This is a genomic window from Rhodohalobacter sp. 614A (genome assembly GCF_021462415.1).
Taxonomy (GTDB): domain Bacteria; phylum Bacteroidota; class Rhodothermia; order Balneolales; family Balneolaceae; genus Rhodohalobacter.
On the sequence record NZ_JAKEDS010000002.1, the window covers coordinates 383342 to 401871 of the forward strand.

Below are 18530 nucleotides of genomic sequence, written 5' to 3' on the forward strand. Positions count from 1 at the left end.
AATCAATAGACTATTAATGAAAGTTTTTCAATGTATTCACAAGTATCCGCCTCATATCCCCGCTTTCGAAAAAAAATATAAGATTAAAAACCGGGATTTGAGCTTTAATGAGATCCGGGAACTGCTGATACAAGATGGGTATGCTTCCACCTATATTCTAAAACCAGCCTTAGAGAGTATAACAAATGAAGTGTTTTTTACCCTGTGGGATTATGAACGACTGCAATATCAATGGGCAGAGGAACAACATCTTCAAACAAAAGATTTAGATGAAATTAAACTTGCCCAAATTGAAACGTTTAAACCTGATGTTTTCTACAATCACTCACCACGATATGATAATAATTTTGTTCAGAAATTAGCTGTTTTTGAAAATTTGAAAAAAATTTGCTGGGATGCCGTTGCAGCAAAATATCCCCTTATGCATGAAAAATATGATGCCAGGGTAACTCTATTTAAGCCACATGTTAAATACTGGAAGAGCAAGGGTTTAAATGCAAGTATATTACCACCCGCCTATGTACCATCTTGGGAAAAGTATCTTTCTGAGGATAGAGAGATAGATGTATTGTTTTATGGGCAGTGTAATGAGAAGTTTTTTTCCAATAGAAATCAAATTATTGCTGAACTATTAAAATGGCAAAGCACCAAAAAGTATAATGTAAAAGTGCATATACAAGGTATTAATAAAAAATATCCGCTTTTTGATGTGAAGGGATTGAGAAGATTTACCAAATGGATTAATAAAACTCCAAAGCCAATAAAAAAATATGCACTTGGCCCCATTTATGGCCAAGCTTTGTACAAAGCTATTGGTAATTCTAAAATAGTTGTGAATGCATCTGGTAACTACAACGGCGTCTTTAAAGACAATATGAGAATTTATGAAGCATTGGGTGTTGGGGCATTAATGATCGGAGAAGAGGGGGTTTACCCGGACTTTATTGAGCCTGATAAGGACTTTTTAACTTTTAGAAATGCTGAAGAACTTATAACAAAAATAGAAGATTCATTGTCAGAACCAACCGAAAGGAAAGAAAAAGCAAAGCGGGCTCATGAGAAATTAAAAATGAGTTGCTCAAAAGAAATACAATGGAATAATTTTTGTGATATTGTTACTAATTTAAAGAATTAATTATGATTGACTTTCTAAATCTCAAAAAGATTAATAAAAGATATGCTTTTGAGTTGAAGCAGGTTGCTGCAGACGTGATTGATGGAGGTTGGTACTTAAAGGGCAAAGAGGTAGCTTTATTTGAGGAAAAATTTTCAAACTATAACCAGGTCAGTTACACTGTGGGAGTAGGCAGTGGGTTAGATGCACTTCGGCTTATTTTAAGAGGCTATATTGAAATGGGGGTTTTGGAAAAGGGTGATGAAGTTATTGTACCTGCCAATACATTTATTGCAAGCATTTTGGCAATTACAGATAATGATTTGGTACCGGTTTTTGTTGAGGCAGACATAAAAACCTTCAATATCGATATATCAAAAATTGAAGATCATATTTCACGCCATACGAAAGCAATTATGGTGGTTCACCTATATGGCAGGGTTTGTTGGAGTAAAGAGTTAACAGAGATGGCAAAGCGCCATAATTTATTGGTTATTGAAGATAATGCTCAAGCCATCGGAGCAGAATGGAATGGAAAGAAAACAGGATCATTGGGAGATGCTGCCGCTTTCAGTTTTTATCCGGGAAAAAACCTTGGAGCTCTTGGTGATGCAGGAGCCGTAACTACAAATAATGGTGAGCTTGCTGAAATAGTAAGGGCATTGGGGAATTATGGCAGCAAAAAAAAATACGTACATACCTATTTAGGGGTTAATAGTAGAATGGATGAAATACAAGCAGCTTTTTTATCCGTTAAGATGAACTATCTGGACGAAGAAAATCAGCGTCGAAGGGAAATCGCAGAAGTTTATTTGAATGGCATTGTAAACGAGAATATAAAATTACCAGAGATAGAAGAGCCATTAAATAATCAAGCCCATGTATGGCATCTTTTTCCGGTATTGTGTGAATTTCGTGATAATCTGCAGCAATATCTTAGTGATTATGATATTCAGACATTAATACACTATCCTACTCCGCCATATAAACAGAAAGCATATAATAACTATTCAGACATTTCATTCCCTGTTACTGAGAAAATTCATAATCAGGAATTAAGCCTTCCAATAAGTTATGCTCTTACAGAAAAAGAAATCGAATATATTATTGAAAAGCTCAATAGATATAGATGTAAAGATTAAACGTATCGTCTAATATTTTAAATACTTTAGATTCATTTCAGGATTAGCGGATAGTTGGCAAAAAAAAGTTTAAAAGAACGCACAACAATTGGAATATTCTGGAATTTCCTCGAAAAATTTTCAGTTTCTGCCGGCCAATTTGTTATTGGAATAGTTCTGGCCAGATTATTAGTTCCGGAAGATTTCGGGCTGATTGGCATGTTGTCCATCTTTATTGCGATTTCTCAGACTTTTATTGATAGTGGAATGGGGTCGGGGTTGATTCAAAAACAAGAGAAATCGATTAATGATTACTCTACTGTTTTTGTTTTTAATTTATTAGTAAGTGGAGCTGCTTATCTGATTTTGTTTTTTTCGGCTCCTTTTATTGCTGATTTTTACCAGAGGCCAATCCTTGTTCCATTAACCAGATCCCTTTCTTTAGTTCTGATATTAGGTGCCCTGTCGATTATTCAAAGAACAAAATTGACCATCGACATGGATTTTAAAACTCACGCCAAGGTAAATTCTATCTCTTTGATTTTGGGTGGTGGATTAGGAATCATCACAGCATTATACGGTTACGGCGTGTGGGCGCTGGTTGTAAAAACACTACTCATATCAGGGCTTCAAACAATCGGTTACTGGATGGTTGGGAATTGGTCGTTATCATTTCAGTTCTCTAAAAGATCATTTAGAGAGTTGTTTGGTTACGGTTCGAACCTACTCGCCGCATCTCTTTATGCACAATTACTGTCGGAACTTTATAATATTGTAATAGGGCGAGCTTATAATGCTGTTGAGCTTGGGTATTATACACAAATGAAGAAGACTGGCGATATAGTTGCCTCCACCATAACCAGTGTAATTCGGCAAGTTACGTTTCCTTTGCTTGCATCTCTTCAAAAAGATAAAGTTCGATTGGTTTCTATCTTCAGAAGAACCATCAAAATGGTCGCATTTGTTATTATTCCAACCATGACACTTCTTGCTCTGCTTGCCGAACCATTGATCATTTTTTTACTTGGAAACAAATGGCAGCCCGTGGCACCACTGCTTCAATTGTATTGTATCGCAAAATTATTTTATCCAATGTTAACTATCAATTTGAATATTTTAAAGGCAACCGGCCGCTCAGATCTGTTTCTTAAAATAGATCTTATAAAGTTTCCACTACTCATAGGAACACTTTTGGTCACAGTTCCTATCAGTGTAAAAGCCATGGTAATCGGACAGATTTTTGTGGTACTTATTTCTTCTTATATGAATTGTTACTACTCGGGAAAATATTTCAATTATGGATATTTAAAACAGGTAAAAGACATGGCGCCATTTATTGTGGCTACAGCTGGTATGGGAATTGTTGTTTTTGTGGCTTTATTAAACATCGATTCCAATGCATTAAAACTTCTTACCGGAATACCCGTTGGCCTAATTACATATACTGCAATAGCATATTTTATGAAATTGGAAGAAGTAAATGAGTTTAAGTATTTGATACATAATTTTTTATTAAAAAAATTAGACAATAATAGGAATGGCTGAACCACTGGTTTCGATAGTCGTCATCACGTACAACTCCTCAAAATTTGTACATGAAACCCTTGAAAGCTGCAAAGCACAGACATATAAAAATATAGAATTAATTATTAGCGATGATGCTTCTTCCGATGATACTGTACAATTATGTAAAGAATGGATTGAGAAAAATAAAGACAGGTTTGTAAGATCAAAGGTAATTGAGTCAGGAAAGAATACAGGTATAGCACCCAATTTAAACAGAGGTATTAAAGATGTTTCCGGTGAGTGGGTAAAAATTTTGGCTGGTGATGATTACATTTCTTCTGATTTGGTGGAAAAATACATTGCTTATACTATAGATAAGAACGATATATCAATTCTTCATAGCAATGCTATTCTTATAGATAAAAATAACAGAAAAAGAAAAAAAGATTGTTCAGTTTTTCGAATTAATCAACCAAATTGTACGGCAGATGAGCAATTTGAAATATTATTAAGGAGTGGGCCTATAATTGCATCCTCGGCAATGGTAAAAACAGCCTTGTATAAAAAAGTAGGGTTTTATGATGAAAGAGCAACCTTTTGGGAGGATACTCCCTTTTGGATTAAGGTGACTAAAGCAGGAGTTAAGTTAACGTATTTAAATTATTATGGAACCTATTATCGTCGTGAAAATAGTTCAGTTCAAAATAATAATGACAAAGTACTTTATAATAAATTTCAGATTTCAAAAATATCATACAGATATAAATTTTTAAAACATCTGTATCCCATTACAGATAAGATTAGAATTAGTGTTCAATATTGGGCATTTGTTTTTCTTTATACCTTATTTAAGAATAAAAAAAATATTGTAACCAGATCTATGAGAAGAATTACAAATGAACTATACAGATTAAGATAGAATATAAATCTCTTGAATTTTTATATGCTAATTAGTGTAATTATTCCAACCTATAACAGAGCTCATCTAATAACCGAAGCCATTGATTCCGTGTTAAGCCAAACCTATAACAATTTTGAGCTATTGGTTGTTGACGACTACTCTACGGATAACACAGAAAAAGTTATTAAATCGTATAATGATTCTCGTATTCATTACCTCGCAAATACACGGAAAAAAGGGGCCCAAGGGGCCAGAAATACTGGGCTGTTTGCGGCAAAGGGAGAGTGGGTGGCTATGTTGGATTCGGATGATATTTGGTTGCCGGAAAAATTGGAAAAGCAAATTGACTATTTACTAAAAAAAACTAAGCAAAAGATAGTTGGAATTGGGTGCGGATTTGCAAGTTACGATTTTAAAAATAATCGAATTGTTTCTAAAAGAATTCCTTCCAAAGTAGCTTTTTCCAGAAAAGATTTGCTTTACGAAAATTGTATTGGTGGATTTTCGGTTTTTATATTCAAAAAAAAGGCGGCTTTTAGATTTAATGGTTTTGATGAAGAATTTACTGCTCGCCAAGATCTTGATTTTTATATTTCTCTTACTGATATAGGGCAAATTGAGATGGTAAAAGATGTATTGGTCTTATATCGTTTTGATAATAAAAATAGAATTACAACAGATTTTAGCTCACACATTTCATCCCTAATTTTATTTAAAAAAAAATATGCTGATGAGATAAATAATGATGAAAGGTTAAAAAACAGGATACATTCAAGATTATTTTTGTTTTATGCACTTACAGTGAATAAAAAAGCATGGCAATATTTTTGGAATTACCTCATAGGCTTTTTTGGGGATGGAAAAAAAAGTATAGAAATTTCGAATCTAATTCTTAGGTATCATACTAAAAGAATGCTCGGTAAGGTAGCAGAAATGTTTAAGAAACATTAAAAATTTATTGGTTTGATAAAAAAATATTTCACACAAAAACATCTCATTTACTACAATATTTTTCTTACCCTGGCAGCATTGTTTTTGTATTTATTTAGCCCAATGCATTATAACCATACCTATATTTTAATTACCGTATTTCTTTTCTTAGTACAGGCAGTTCCATTTACCCTTTTAGTCAGTAATGGCAATTATGTAAATTTTTACACTCTTTTTTTTACGAGCTTCTTCTTTATTAACTTTTTTTACGCATCGGTTGTTTATCCAATTAACCCTTATTTACTGTGGATTTTTTCTGTTCCGTTCAATCACGATTACATTACAAAAGGGACTGCATTAGCGCTGTTGGCATCGGGTTGTTTTATAACCGGTGCTTCATTTAAATACAAAAAAAATAACAACTTATTAATTATATCAAAAAATTATACTGGCGTTCAAAAGACTTCTTTTTTAATTACCCTGTTGTTTTTATTGTTCTTGGCCGTTGTAGGCCCGGCATTTTTAAGCGGCAGTTTTACAGGAGCCAGTACCATATCTACTTATGTATTATTACTATTAACGTGTGTGATGCTTCTTGCATCGATCTTATATTTTAAACAATGGAGGTATAATTCAAATTTTACCAAAGTAATTTTTTGGTCAGTTAATCTGTTTTATATTTTTCTCTTTCTAAGAGTTGGCGACAGGGGGCCGGCTCTTCTTCAAATCTTGCTCTTGTTTGGGCTGTATGCAGTTTATGTAAAACCCATTCCGAAAAGATATTTAGCTATTCTCGGGATTTCTGGAATATTAATGATGCAAATTATTGGACTTGGCAGGGTTTCAGATACGAATGTAGAAGGAACAATTGTTAGCAGGGGGGTTGAGAAAGCGCTAAATAGTAATGTTTTGGCTTTAACGTCAAGCTTTATCGTGAACAGTAGAAACCTCTATGTGGGGTTAGAATATGTTGATAATGAAGGTATAAACTATGGTGAAACTTATATTACATACTTACTTAGCCCTATTCCTTTTGGGCAAAGAACATTTATTGCAATAACAGGTGAACACATTACTGGATCCGCTACTTTTTTTACTGAGCTTGCATTCTCAAACAATGCGAGTTTTGGATTAGGAACCAATTTAGTAGCGGATGTGTATATTGCATTTGGGCTTACGGGGGTAATCTTAATGTTTGGTTTATTAGGCAGTTTCATAGAAAATTATAGGAATAAGTTACAAAGAGATGGCTTACATATAGATATTATCTATTTTTCAATGCTTATGTACGCAGTTTACTTGCCCAGAGCTTCTATGTTAACTCCACTAAATATCATTGTTTGGACAATAGCACTTTCTTATCTACTCAGAAGAATAAAAGTTGTATTACCTTACTATAGAACCTACAAGCTTAAATTTAACAATCTCAAAGAGTAATTTGCTTAGGTACTAATTTGAGCAGTGAGAATTAAGTGCTAAATGAAATAAAAAGTCCTTAATCTATTATTAATAAAAGGAGAATGGGTATCCAAAGTCTGAAGTACTTAATCTGGAAACTTTTATATAAAACAGTCCCAACAACGCTTCTCTACAAACTAAGCCATTATAAATCCCACTTGCTCCACGGGGGGCATCGGTACTGGGTAAACCTGAAGAATCCTCAAACCTTTAATGAGAAAATTATCTGGCTGAAGAGATATCACCGGTTTGATCTGGGACCTATTATCAAGACCTTCAGCTGGGTAAAATGCTGGATCTAAGTCCATTAAAAAAGTAGTATGAAAGAAAAGATATGTTTGCTTATTAATTCCTTAAATCCCGGAGGTATGGAAAGAGTTACAAGCGAGCTTGCAAACTATCTGTCTACAGTAGAGAAAAAAGAAGTTCATTTAATTGTCTATGGAAAGGAGAGGGATCACTTCTACAAAATCTCGGAACGGGTAATAATACATAAACCTGATTTTCAATCCAGATATCCATTCAAAATATTGTTAGCCGTCAGGACAATTGCTTTTCTTCGCAAGAAAGTGAAAGAAATTCATCCGGATACGCTCCTTAGTTTTGGTGAAATATGGAATGTATTTGTCCTTATCTCATTATTTGGATTGAAGTACAGGATATTTATTTCGGACAGGGCACAACCCGGAAAACAAAGACCTTTAGAGGGACTGAGGAAATGGTTGTATCGGTCGGCAGCGGGAATTATCGTTCAAACCAAAACTGCTAAACTTATTTATGAAAGAAAATTCCCCCATTCAAATATTAAAGCTATTCCAAACCCTATTTATCAGATTAAAAGGTCACATCATCAAGACAGAGAGAACTCTATTTTGTTCGTAGGCAGGTTTATACCAACCAAGCATATTGACCGGCTAATAAAGATGTTTTCAGAGATAAATGCGGATAATTGGAAACTGATAATCGTTGGGGGCGATCATGGGAAGAGTAAGCTTTCGAATGATTTAAAGGCATTAATAGGAGAATTAAATCTGGAAAACTCGGTTTTTTTGGAAGGTTATCAGTCGAATGTCGATCAATATTATTTGACCAGTAAGATTTTTGCATTTCCTTCCAGTTCAGAAGGATTTCCAAATGTGGTTGGTGAGGCGCTTTCGGCTGGGTTGCCTGTGGTGGCCTATGATTGTGTGGCCGGTCCATCTGAGATGATTGAAAACAGAAACAATGGTTTTTTGATTGACCTTCACAATGAAAAGATGTTCAAAGAGAAACTGGAATACTTAATGAATCATGAAGAGCAACGGATAGAGATGGGGGAGAAGGCCAGGGAATCTGTTAAAAAGTTTAGCGTAGAAAAAATTGGGGAGAGATTTTACGAAACAATAACCAATTCCGGAAGAAGTTAAATGAAACTGCTCGTTAACACAGCAACCACATATAAAGGTGGAGGTGTACAGGTTGCTTTATCATTTTTAGATGAGTGTAAAAATTTTCAGGAGCATAGCTACCATGTTGTGTTAAGCAAGGGAGTTTCCAAACTGTTGAGAAGAGAAAATTTTCCATCGAATTTCACTTTTTATGAAATTGGTTATCGGCCCTCCCGCCGGATATTCAGTCCGAAATCAAAGGATCTGTTTTTTAAAAAACTGGAACACCGGGTAAAGCCCGATGTTGTTTTTACGACTTCAGGTCCAGCTTACTGGAAACCAAAAGCGCCTCATCTGGTGGGATACAATTTGCCTCATTATATCTATCCGGAATCCCCATATTTTCAAATAATTCCTGCTTACGAGAGGCTCAAATGGAGGTTGAAGGGGAGGTTTTTAAAACTTTTTTTTAAAAGGGAAGCAGATGCCTATGTAGTTCAGACGGAGGATGTTAACAGGCGGGTCAGGGAGTGGCTGGATACCGAAAACGTACATACAGTTACGAACACGTGCAGCAGCCATTATTTTTCTCCTAAAGTAGTGCCAGAGAAATTACCGGCCCGCGCGACAAACGAATTCAGGTTTTTAACTCTTTCAGCTTATTATCCGCATAAACAAATTGAGCTCATCAGATCGATTATCGATTCACTTGAAGCTGATTATTTAGATAAAGTTCGATTTGTTGTTACACTATTAAATAAAAACTATATAGAGATATTCCCTCCAAAATATCGGGAGTTTGTCTACAACACAGGTCCGGTTCCTGTAGAGGAGTGTCCTTCTCTATACAAGGAGTGTGATGCTGTTTTTAATCCGACATTACTGGAATGTTTTTCAGCTACTTATCCCGAAGCAATGGCAATGGAAAAACCTATACTTACATCCGATTTGGGATTTGCGCGTAGTATATGTGAAGAAGCTGCCTTATATTTTAAACCTATGAATTCTGATTCAGCAGTAAAAAAAATTGAGAGGATAATTGATGACAAAACTCTTCAGAATCACTTGATTGAAAAGGGAAAAGAAAGACTCCGAAAGTTTGATAGTGCTGCTGAACGAGCTGAAAAATATCTAAAATTGTGTGAACATATTCATAGTCATTAACATGAGTTCGATATGACTGAAATCCACACAAAATAGGAGATCCTGAGTCAAATCTGGATAGATGGCAGAAAGGATCGACCATTCCAATGAAAATCTCTAAGCCAAACTCAGTTTAATTAGGAATGTCTACAGCCAAAGTCTGCATACTGAAATTGCTAACACCAATTTCCCAATCCAGAGTTTTGTAAACTCATCCTTTAAAATACATGAATACTGAATGGTTAAATTTTTATAGATGAAAGTATCCATAATCACGGTGAGCTATAATGCTGAACAAACATTACAGGATACTATAGATAGCGTACGATCGCAGAATTATCCAGATATTGAGTATATCATTTTGGATGGAGATTCTAACGATTCGACTTTAAAGATTATCCAGAACAACTCTGATGTTGTTGATAAATGGGTTTCTGAAAAAGATAAGGGAATATATGAGGCTATGAATAAAGGCATTCAAATGGCTACCGGTGAGGTTATAGCTTTTCTAAATGCGGATGATATCTATGCCTATCCAACGGCTGTATTTGATATGGTCCAGTTGCTTAAGAAAAAGAATGTGGATTCCTGCTATGCAGACTTGGTTTATATCAGAAAAAAGAATTCCAATAACATCTTAAGAAAATGGAAAAGTGGACACTATCAAAAGGGCATGTTTAAAAATGGCTGGATGCCTCCCCATCCCACTTTTTTCGTTAAAAAAGATATCTATGAAAAATACGGAATGTTCAACCTGGATTTGGGAACAGCGGCTGATTATGAAATCATGTTGCGGTTTTTACACAAACACAAAATAAGTGTCGCCTATCATCCAAAAACCCTCATTAAGATGAGAGCAGGTGGTGTTAGTAACAAATCTATCATCAATAGAATAAAGGCTAATAAAAATGATCGCAAAGCATGGCGGATAAATAGTCTTAAACCCCGATTTTATACATTTTTATTAAAACCGCTCAGGAAAATTAATCAATATCTATCTATAGATTGATAGTTAAAAAGCGATCCAGCTTTTCTCTCTTGCGAAGCAAAGCAAAGAAAAGACAATGAACTTTGTTTCTGATTTTAAGGAGGGTTATTTTACATACACTAATAATTTACTAGTTATTTATTTAAGTCATTCATTGAGGTTAATTTTTTTATAGCTTCAGAAAGCTTTATCGTTAAGGTCTTAGACTTCGTTAAAGATTAGATCTTCAATAATTTATTTTATTAAGTATTTTGGAACTCACTTTAAAGTGAGGAGATTTTAAGGGATTCTAAACATTAAGATAATTTAATATTTTAGAGTTTCATTTCAGATCCGTTCTTTATATTAGGAGTTATATAAAATCATCTGCATGGAAGTATCCAATTTCTACATTATAGGGTTTTGTGTTTTTGTTGCCTTCTGGGTTTCAACAGCACTCATTCCAATTCTTTTGCTTGTGGCAAAACGGAAGAAGCTCTTTGATGACGGTAACGGTTTTCACAAGCTTCACGATGGTTTAATACCAACTCTCGGTGGTGTAGCTATTTTTACTGCCTTTATTATCACATTTTCTGCAAGCTCATTTGCCGACAATATACAAGGGTATGGATATTTCATATCGGCTTCAATAATTCTATTTGCAGCTGGTTTAAAAGATGATTTGATTGAAATTTCGCCCACCAAAAAATTAGCTGCACAATTTTTGGCAACAGCTCTTATTGTATTTGGGGCTGGTATTCAATTTACAAATATGGGAGGGGTGTTTGGTCTTGAATCTATTTCAAGCTGGGTTGGCATACCACTTACATTTTTTACCATCATTGTAGTGATCAATGCCCATAATTTAATTGACGGCATTGACGGGCTTAGCGGAAGTATTGGAGTACTGGCATCCTTATTTTTTGGATATTGGTTTTATAAAGTTGGTATATATCATTGGGCGGCCTTTTCATTTATATTGACAGCCTCTATTCTTGGATTCCTCTGGTATAATCGTCCGCCTGCTAAAATATTTATGGGAGATACAGGCTCTCTGATTATTGGGTTTTATTTGGCTATTCTGGCTGTGAACTTTGTTGAATATTCCACCCTTGTTACTGACGTGGTTTATTGGCAACCATCAGCACCGATCATTGTTCCGGCAGTTCTTGTCGTTTCACTTTATGATACCCTTCGAATCTTTATTGTTCGTGCCCTTAAAGGCAAATCTCCCTTTGAAGCTGACAAAGGCCATGTTCATCATCATCTGTTAAGTGTAGGTTTATCTCATGGACAGATTGTTATATTCTTACTTTCGCTGAATGTTATCATTCTCGGAAGTGTAATTGTAGCTTCAAACTTTCTATCGAATACATGGTTACTTGTTTTTCTTTTAAGTATAAGTATGGCTTTATTTCCTACAAACCGCTGGAAGAGGAACCTTCTCGAACGATTCTCTACAGGCAAATGGGAGTTCAATGAATTAGATGAAATTGAAACTTCAGAACCAGTGCCAATGCCTGAAGAGGTTTATTCAAACCATGAAAAGGAAGAATCTGAGGAGCTAAAAATCGTACAAAAAGTGTAATTCCCTTCTTTCCTCAGTACATTCTTAAATATAGTTATTGCTCTTTTTAAATCTCATTTGAGGTATCTTCTAATGTGAGGTTTAAGCTTAAAAATTTTAGTTGTATGTAATTGTGAGTTATCTTAGAAAATGTCCCATAATGAACTGAATGTTAATCAAAACCCCGATCTCTCTGTAATTATTCCGGTTTACAACACCGAAGCATACCTGGAAGAGGCTCTGAACTCCATTTTGGTTCAGGATTATTCAAACTTCGAAATAATTGCTATTAATGATGGTTCCCAGGACTGTTCAGGACAGATACTGGAAATGTATAAGGAGAAAGATCCGAGAGTGCATGTATACCACCGTGAGAATTCGGGCTTATCAGCTACACGAAACTTTGGACTCAGCCAGGCCTCAGGCTCGTATGTTTATTTCTTCGACAGCGATGATATTCTTCTGCAAGGTGCTTTCACACATCTAATGAAACTTTTAAAAAGTGTTGGTGGTGAGTTGATTGCTTTTTCAGGCAGATACATTAATGATAAAGGCGATGCGGTTAGCACAGAAAAAACACTCAAAAAAAGTGAAATTACCGAACCTGTCCCGGGAGAAGAGCTGTTGGTGAAGCTGATGCAATCTGAGATTTATTCCCCGGTTGTCTCAATGTACATTTACCGAAAGAGTTTTCTTCATAATAATCAGCTAACCTTTCAGGAAGGGTATATACATGAGGACGAATTCTATACCATAAAGGCTTTAAGCATCGCAGACAGGGCACTTTCTGTATCAGATGTATTCTATGAACACCGGATAAGAAATGGTTCCATCATGAAAAAAGAGCCTGGAATCATGAATGTGGAAGGATGGTCTAAAGCCGTATCGCAAATACTCACTTTTGCTGACAAATATCCGTTGCACTCAACCACCCATGTAATGATTATGGGCCGTGCAAGATTGCTTACTCATAATTCACTCGGAATTCTTCATAAATTGCAGAAAGAAAAGAATACAACCATAAGTATTGATGATTATTTTAGTGAGACTCAATTTGAAAAATTGGGTTATGATGTTCAATTGAGAAGTACACATCCCACACTGTACCGTATCTATAACAAATTGAAGAATTTAGTCTTTGGCAAATAGGAATAATCAGCTTTAACTGATCAAAACAAAAGGTTGGCAACACTTTCAACATATAAACCTGCTATCATTATTCCCGCCTACAAGAGGGATAAATCCTTATTAAGATTACTTCATTCTATTAATGAAGCCAATTTTTCTGATCAGGATATTCGCGTGATTATTTCTGTTGATGGTGATCCCAACCCGGATGTGATTTCTGTAGCAAAGAATTTCTCGTTTAAGAGCGGCACTGTTGAGGTTATTGAGCATGATAAGAATTTGGGACTGTACAAACATATTTTAGAGTGTGCGGATTACTCAGGGAAATACGAAAGTGTTCTAATATTAGAAGATGATTTAGTGGTTGGTCCGGCTTTCTACGAATATGCACAAAGAGCTCTTTCGTATTACGATGAAAATGAATCCATAAGCGGCGTTGCACTATACTCTCAACGTTTTAATGAAACAGCATTGCTTCCTTTTGAACCGCTTAATAGTGAATGGCCGGTTTATTTTATGCAATTGGGTTGCTCTTGGGGACAGGCATGGACAAAAAGGCAATGGAATGATTTTAAAAATTGGCATCTTCAAACAAGTAGCAATACTACCTTGGATAAACCAGTGATTCCAAAAAATATCCAGAAATGGGCTGAGTCATCCTGGAAAAAGCATTACAATCACTATCTGATTGAGCAAAATAAATATATGGTTTATCCATACAACAGCTTTACAACGAATTGTACGGATAGTGTTGGATCACACATGAAGTATTTACTGAATACATTTCAGGTTCCTCTGAATATGTCGGAAAGCTTAGGGGATGGATTTCAATTTCCCGAGTTTAATGAAAATTCTATTCGGTATGACAGTTTCATGGAATCAAAAAGTAAAATGCTTGAAAGGTGGTTCGGCTTGCAGTTAGAAGAGGTTGAAGTGGATTTATATGGCTCAAAACCGGTTGAGGTGTTGCAGAAAAAAAAGTACGCGGTTACTGTCAAAGAAGGGGAAAATCCAATCCGCTCTTTTCCTTTGTCTTTCAGGCCTATTGAGTTGAATTTAAAGTATGAAACACATCATAAAGATAATTCTTTCCTACACTTGTTTAAATCGGAAGATGTGCCCACCAATCATTCATTAGCGGATTCTATCTATTATCAATTGGCAGAATATTTTTTATATATACCGATTGAATCAAGACGATTTGCCTCTCTATATTTCAAAGAATTTCTAAAAAGTTTGATTGGAAGGTTCAAAAACCTGTTTCTATCAAAGTGATAAAAAAATCAATCTGGAATATAGAATTCGGCAAAAAAGTGTTAGTATTACCCCGATCATCAAATCATTTCTAAATGAAGACAACTGCTATTATATAATGAGGGATAGAATCACATTCATTCTGCTTTTTTTATTGGTGATGACACCGATCCGATTGTTGGGGCAAAATAGCATCACCTTTGATACAAGCGATGAATATTACTACAGGCTCTTACAGATTTCAGGTATTTCAGATGATCCGGCTTCTTTTAATCTTCGACCTTTTAGCCGATCAGAGACTATAGAGACAACTCACCCCTGGCAGAATATCTTAGATACAACAAATGAAACAGAACAGGGATTATCTTTCAATCATCACTCATTGAAGTTTTTTGACCCCGTGCTGTTTCAGTCATACAATACAAACCTTCCCCGGGGATCAAATGATGGGCCTGTTTGGCAGGGCAGAGGATATAACGTGTCGTTTACAACAGGAGTCAAAGCATCGATGGGCCCGTTAAGCATTCGCTTTCGCCCTATTGTGGGAATGGCCCAAAACAGATCATTTGAATTGGCTCCTTATACTTTAGAGCAGGTCAGGAATAGTATGTATCAAGGAACTCCATTACATGAATATACATACAGGGATTTCAGAGGATCTATTGATTATGTGCAAAGATACGGTGATTCTACCTATAGTTGGTTTGATTTAGGCGACAGTGCCATTGAGCTTAACTACAGCGGATTCAGGTTGGCCTTCTCTAACCGCCAGATTTGGAGTGGGCCGGCTGTTAATACCTCCCTCCAATATGGCTATAGCGGCCCCGGCTTCAGGCACCTTTATGCAGGCACTAATCGCCCTGTAAATTCAATAATAGGAGGTTTTGAGTTCGCATATATCTTTGGGAAAACACTGGAGTCTGATTTCTACACGGTGGACAGAGTTGTGGATTCTCAATCAGTAAACTCACTTATTTTTATTTACAGGCCCTGGTTTGCCGACCATTTTTCTATTGGTTTAATAAGAACTTTTTTCCATGAATATCCTTCCTCTTTTTCTGAGTATAAAACGCAGGCCAGGAAATTATTTCAGCCCAGTCTAAAAAAACGTCTTGCAACGGAAGATAATCCCTCGGGAACCAGTCCGGATAATCAAATGGGAGTTGTCTTTTTTAGATATTACATTCCGAATTATGGTTTTGAGATATACTGGGAATATGGACGCAACGATCATAATGACGATTTAAGAGATTTTCTGGCGCAACCCAACCATCACAGGGCATATACTTTAGGTTTGACGAAAACAGTTTCTCTTCCTCAAAATCGCTTGCTGGCGATCAACTTTGAAATGAATCAACTGGAAGCCATGAGAACGGCTCTAACGAGAGGGGATGGTCATCTCGGCGGTTGGTATACACATGCTAACCAGATTTTGGGCTTTACGAATAATGGACAAATTCTGGGTACAGGGTATGGGCCGGGAGTAAATATGCAAATGCTAAAAGGTGATATGTTTAACGAGGAAGGAAGCATCGGATTTAAATTGGCTCGTATCACATATCACAATTCAAGATTGGATCAATTCTTTGATCAGATAGAAGAAGCGAATGCTGAGCCCATCGAACGATGGGAAGTCAGGAACGTGGAATTGATGATCGGTGCTGAGATAAAGAGATTTTTGCCCCACAATTTTGAAATTTCTGCTGTAATTGAACAAAGCTTCATCATGAACCAGCATTATATTAAAGAAAATGATTTAACAAATACCCGATTTGAATTGGTCATCAGAAAACAAATTGATGGGTGGCTGAGATGAAACATGTAATGAGATGGTTATGCAGTTTTTTGCTAATAACGATTTTGGCCAATCCTCAACATACAGCGGGACAGTCATTGGAAAGAATATCGGTTGCAGAAAGATCGGATGATCTTGGATTTGTAGTTCGGTTTCATCTGACCGAACCGGTCGATTCTGTTGAGATTGCCCAGCCTCAGACAAATCAGGTTCAAATGATATTCTATTCTGATGATTTGAATACGTCAGCCTATATCCCTCCAACTGACGACAATGTGATTGAGTCTATTGATATTCTTGAACTAAACAACGGTGTTGGTTTCGATTTGACACTCGGGGATGAATACAACTTTATCACTGATGCCTATCCAGATGTAAATTTGCGGGATATCTTGCTTTCCCTGCAGCACGCAAATTCTTCAGAAGTCGCTTCCAATATTTCAAGTTCAGATGTTCTTTTCCCTGTTCGTGAAGAAGAACAAACTGTTCCTGAAGACGTCACTGATACGAACCAGAATAATGAGCAAGATCAAAAACCAAAGACGAGTAGTGGTGGAGCTTTTTTAACAACAAAAAATCCCTCTTCACTCAACAGAATTACCCCGGGAGACCCGATGGAACTCTATCTTCGGGCAGTCTATCCACGTGAAAGAAGAGCATCACAACCTTCGTTTCTTCTTCGTCCGGCTAATATCAGTCAATATCATGATGAAGCAGAAAATGTCGTTCATCCCTGGATGGATCATTCCTTTTTCGAATCACAAACCCGGTCTGACGGGCTTTTTGACTGGAGGATTTATTCTCCTGTTTTTTATACTTCCAATAACAGTGCGATTCCCATGGGACAAAACGATGGGGTTTTGTGGCAGGGCAGGGGGAACAATTATTTTATAACAGGTGGAGCAGGGATACAGGCCGGGCCACTTACCGCTGTTTTCAGGCCACAATTCGCCTATAGCGAAAACCTCGGATTTACAGTTGAAAATACGGATCTTTCTACAAATCGAAATTTTGAGGTTTCCCAGTATCCGAGGTTTGGTGATTCTGAGTTTCAAATGCATTTAACACATGCCGACATTCCCTGGCGATTTGGGGAGGAGTCGTTAAGTCAGTTTGATTTTGGAGATTCTTTTATTCAGTTGGAATACGAAGGATTTGCCGCCGGTTTTTCCAACGAGCGAATTTGGACCGGTCCGGGGATTCACAATTCACTCATTTTCAGCAATCATGCTCCCGGCTTTTTGCATGGATTCCTTGGGACCAATGAACCCTATTCTACCCCATGGGGAAGTTTAGAAGCCCGCTGGTTATGGGGAGGGTTAAAGGAGTCTGATTATTTTGATGAAGATCCATCCAATGACAGGAGATCTGTTAGTGCTTTATCATTCAATTTTTCTCCTTCTGTTATTCCGGGGCTGTCTGTAGGATTTACCCGTGCCGGTTATTCTTATGACGACGGTCTGGATTTCTCGGATCTTTTTTTGGCTCTCAGGTCAACTCAGTCCTCAAATGTTACCGATCCTGATAAAGCAACGTTTCACATGACGTCATTGTCTGCGCGCTGGACATTTCCTGCTGTAAATTTTGAGGTATATGCCGAGTGGGGAAGGAATGATTACCGAAGAGAATTTCGTGATTTGATTGCCGAACCGGAACTTAATCGTGGATATGTTTTTGGTTTTTTGAAGAACTTTGAACTCACTTCTTCTAAAAATCTTCTTCTGAATATTGAAATTACGGATCTCGAAAATTCAAGCGTAACGGCCACAAAAAGGGATTTTAATATCTGGTACGAAAACCCAGTCATTGAACAAGGATTCACACATAAAGGGCAAGTATTAGGAGCAGGCATCGGACCGGGATCAAGCACCCAGCAGATCCATCTCCACTATTATGATAAATGGGGGATGGTGGGTTTATCGGCAAGTAGGATAGCACATCATATGGACAGACATTTTAAATATGAGGACTATTTCAGAAGTGAACTGGCAAGATGGCCGGAATTCTATTTTCTACTTGACAGGCATGAAATTGAAGCGCGATATAGTTTCGATCTTTTACTTTTCCTACCATATAGCTTTGAGTTTCAGGTCGGATATAGAATTGGCAGAATCAATAACCGTTACAATCTTAGGGGTGTGGATGTCGATAATTATCAATACTCGTTCACTCTTCGTTACAATTTTGGACTCAATAGGTAGAAATTCAAATGGATAATGAAGCTTTTTAAAACATTGAAAATCAAGCTATTCAATAATTAAGAAAAGAAAACTTCATAT

At 36.4% G+C, this 18530-nt stretch carries 14 protein-coding genes; all 14 read left to right on the forward strand.

All coding sequences use genetic code 11. The features are described 5' to 3' along the window. Positions 1-16: 16 nt before the first annotated feature. Entirely contained in the window at positions 17-1135 is a 1119-nt protein-coding gene (locus L0B18_RS10435) for a glycosyltransferase family protein (RefSeq protein ID WP_234571712.1), read from the forward strand. A 2-nt stretch (positions 1136-1137) separates the two neighbouring features. Then, positions 1138-2256 (forward strand): DegT/DnrJ/EryC1/StrS family aminotransferase, encoded by a 1119-nt coding sequence (locus tag L0B18_RS10440; RefSeq protein WP_234571713.1) that lies wholly within the window; start codon positions 1138-1140, stop codon positions 2254-2256. Positions 2257-2310: 54 nt separating this feature from the next. Next, positions 2311-3780, forward strand: a complete 1470-nt coding sequence (locus L0B18_RS10445; protein ID WP_234571714.1) for a lipopolysaccharide biosynthesis protein — start codon at positions 2311-2313, stop codon at positions 3778-3780. Beyond that, positions 3773-4660 (forward strand): glycosyltransferase family 2 protein, encoded by an 888-nt coding sequence (locus tag L0B18_RS10450; protein WP_234571715.1) that lies wholly within the window; start codon positions 3773-3775, stop codon positions 4658-4660. The genes L0B18_RS10445 and L0B18_RS10450 overlap by 8 nt, the downstream gene beginning before the upstream one ends. A 24-nt stretch (positions 4661-4684) precedes the next feature. Then, positions 4685-5593 (forward strand): glycosyltransferase family 2 protein, encoded by a 909-nt coding sequence (locus tag L0B18_RS10455; protein WP_234571716.1) that lies wholly within the window; start codon positions 4685-4687, stop codon positions 5591-5593. Positions 5594-5605: 12 nt separating this feature from the next. Beyond that, positions 5606-7009 (forward strand): O-antigen polysaccharide polymerase Wzy, encoded by a 1404-nt coding sequence (wzy, locus tag L0B18_RS10460; RefSeq protein WP_234571717.1) that lies wholly within the window; start codon positions 5606-5608, stop codon positions 7007-7009. Positions 7010-7350: 341 nt separating this feature from the next. Next, positions 7351-8436: a glycosyltransferase family 4 protein gene (locus L0B18_RS10465; RefSeq protein ID WP_234571718.1), complete on the forward strand. Its 1086-nt coding sequence runs from the start codon at positions 7351-7353 to the stop codon at positions 8434-8436. A 318-nt stretch (positions 8437-8754) separates the two neighbouring features. Next, entirely contained in the window at positions 8755-9561 is an 807-nt protein-coding gene (locus L0B18_RS10470) for a glycosyltransferase (protein ID WP_234571719.1), read from the forward strand. A gap of 235 nt (positions 9562-9796) precedes the next feature. Continuing rightward, entirely contained in the window at positions 9797-10549 is a 753-nt protein-coding gene (locus tag L0B18_RS10475) for a glycosyltransferase family 2 protein (protein ID WP_255695620.1), read from the forward strand. A 349-nt stretch (positions 10550-10898) separates the two neighbouring features. Beyond that, the gene (locus L0B18_RS10480) at positions 10899-12095 is read left to right on the forward strand and encodes a glycosyltransferase family 4 protein (protein WP_234571721.1); all 1197 of its coding nucleotides are present in this window, start codon (positions 10899-10901) and stop codon (positions 12093-12095) included. A gap of 129 nt (positions 12096-12224) precedes the next feature. Then, entirely contained in the window at positions 12225-13223 is a 999-nt protein-coding gene (locus L0B18_RS10485) for a glycosyltransferase (protein ID WP_234571722.1), read from the forward strand. A 33-nt stretch (positions 13224-13256) separates the two neighbouring features. Then, positions 13257-14477 (forward strand): glycosyltransferase family 2 protein, encoded by a 1221-nt coding sequence (locus L0B18_RS10490; RefSeq protein ID WP_234571723.1) that lies wholly within the window; start codon positions 13257-13259, stop codon positions 14475-14477. Between the two features lie 97 nt (positions 14478-14574). After that, complete coding sequence (locus tag L0B18_RS10495) at positions 14575-16272, forward strand: capsule assembly Wzi family protein (protein WP_234571724.1); 1698 nt, start codon at positions 14575-14577, stop codon at positions 16270-16272. Further along, entirely contained in the window at positions 16269-18452 is a 2184-nt protein-coding gene (locus tag L0B18_RS10500; RefSeq protein ID WP_234572362.1) for a capsule assembly Wzi family protein, read from the forward strand. The genes L0B18_RS10495 and L0B18_RS10500 overlap by 4 nt, the downstream gene beginning before the upstream one ends. Positions 18453-18530 lie beyond the last annotated feature (78 nt).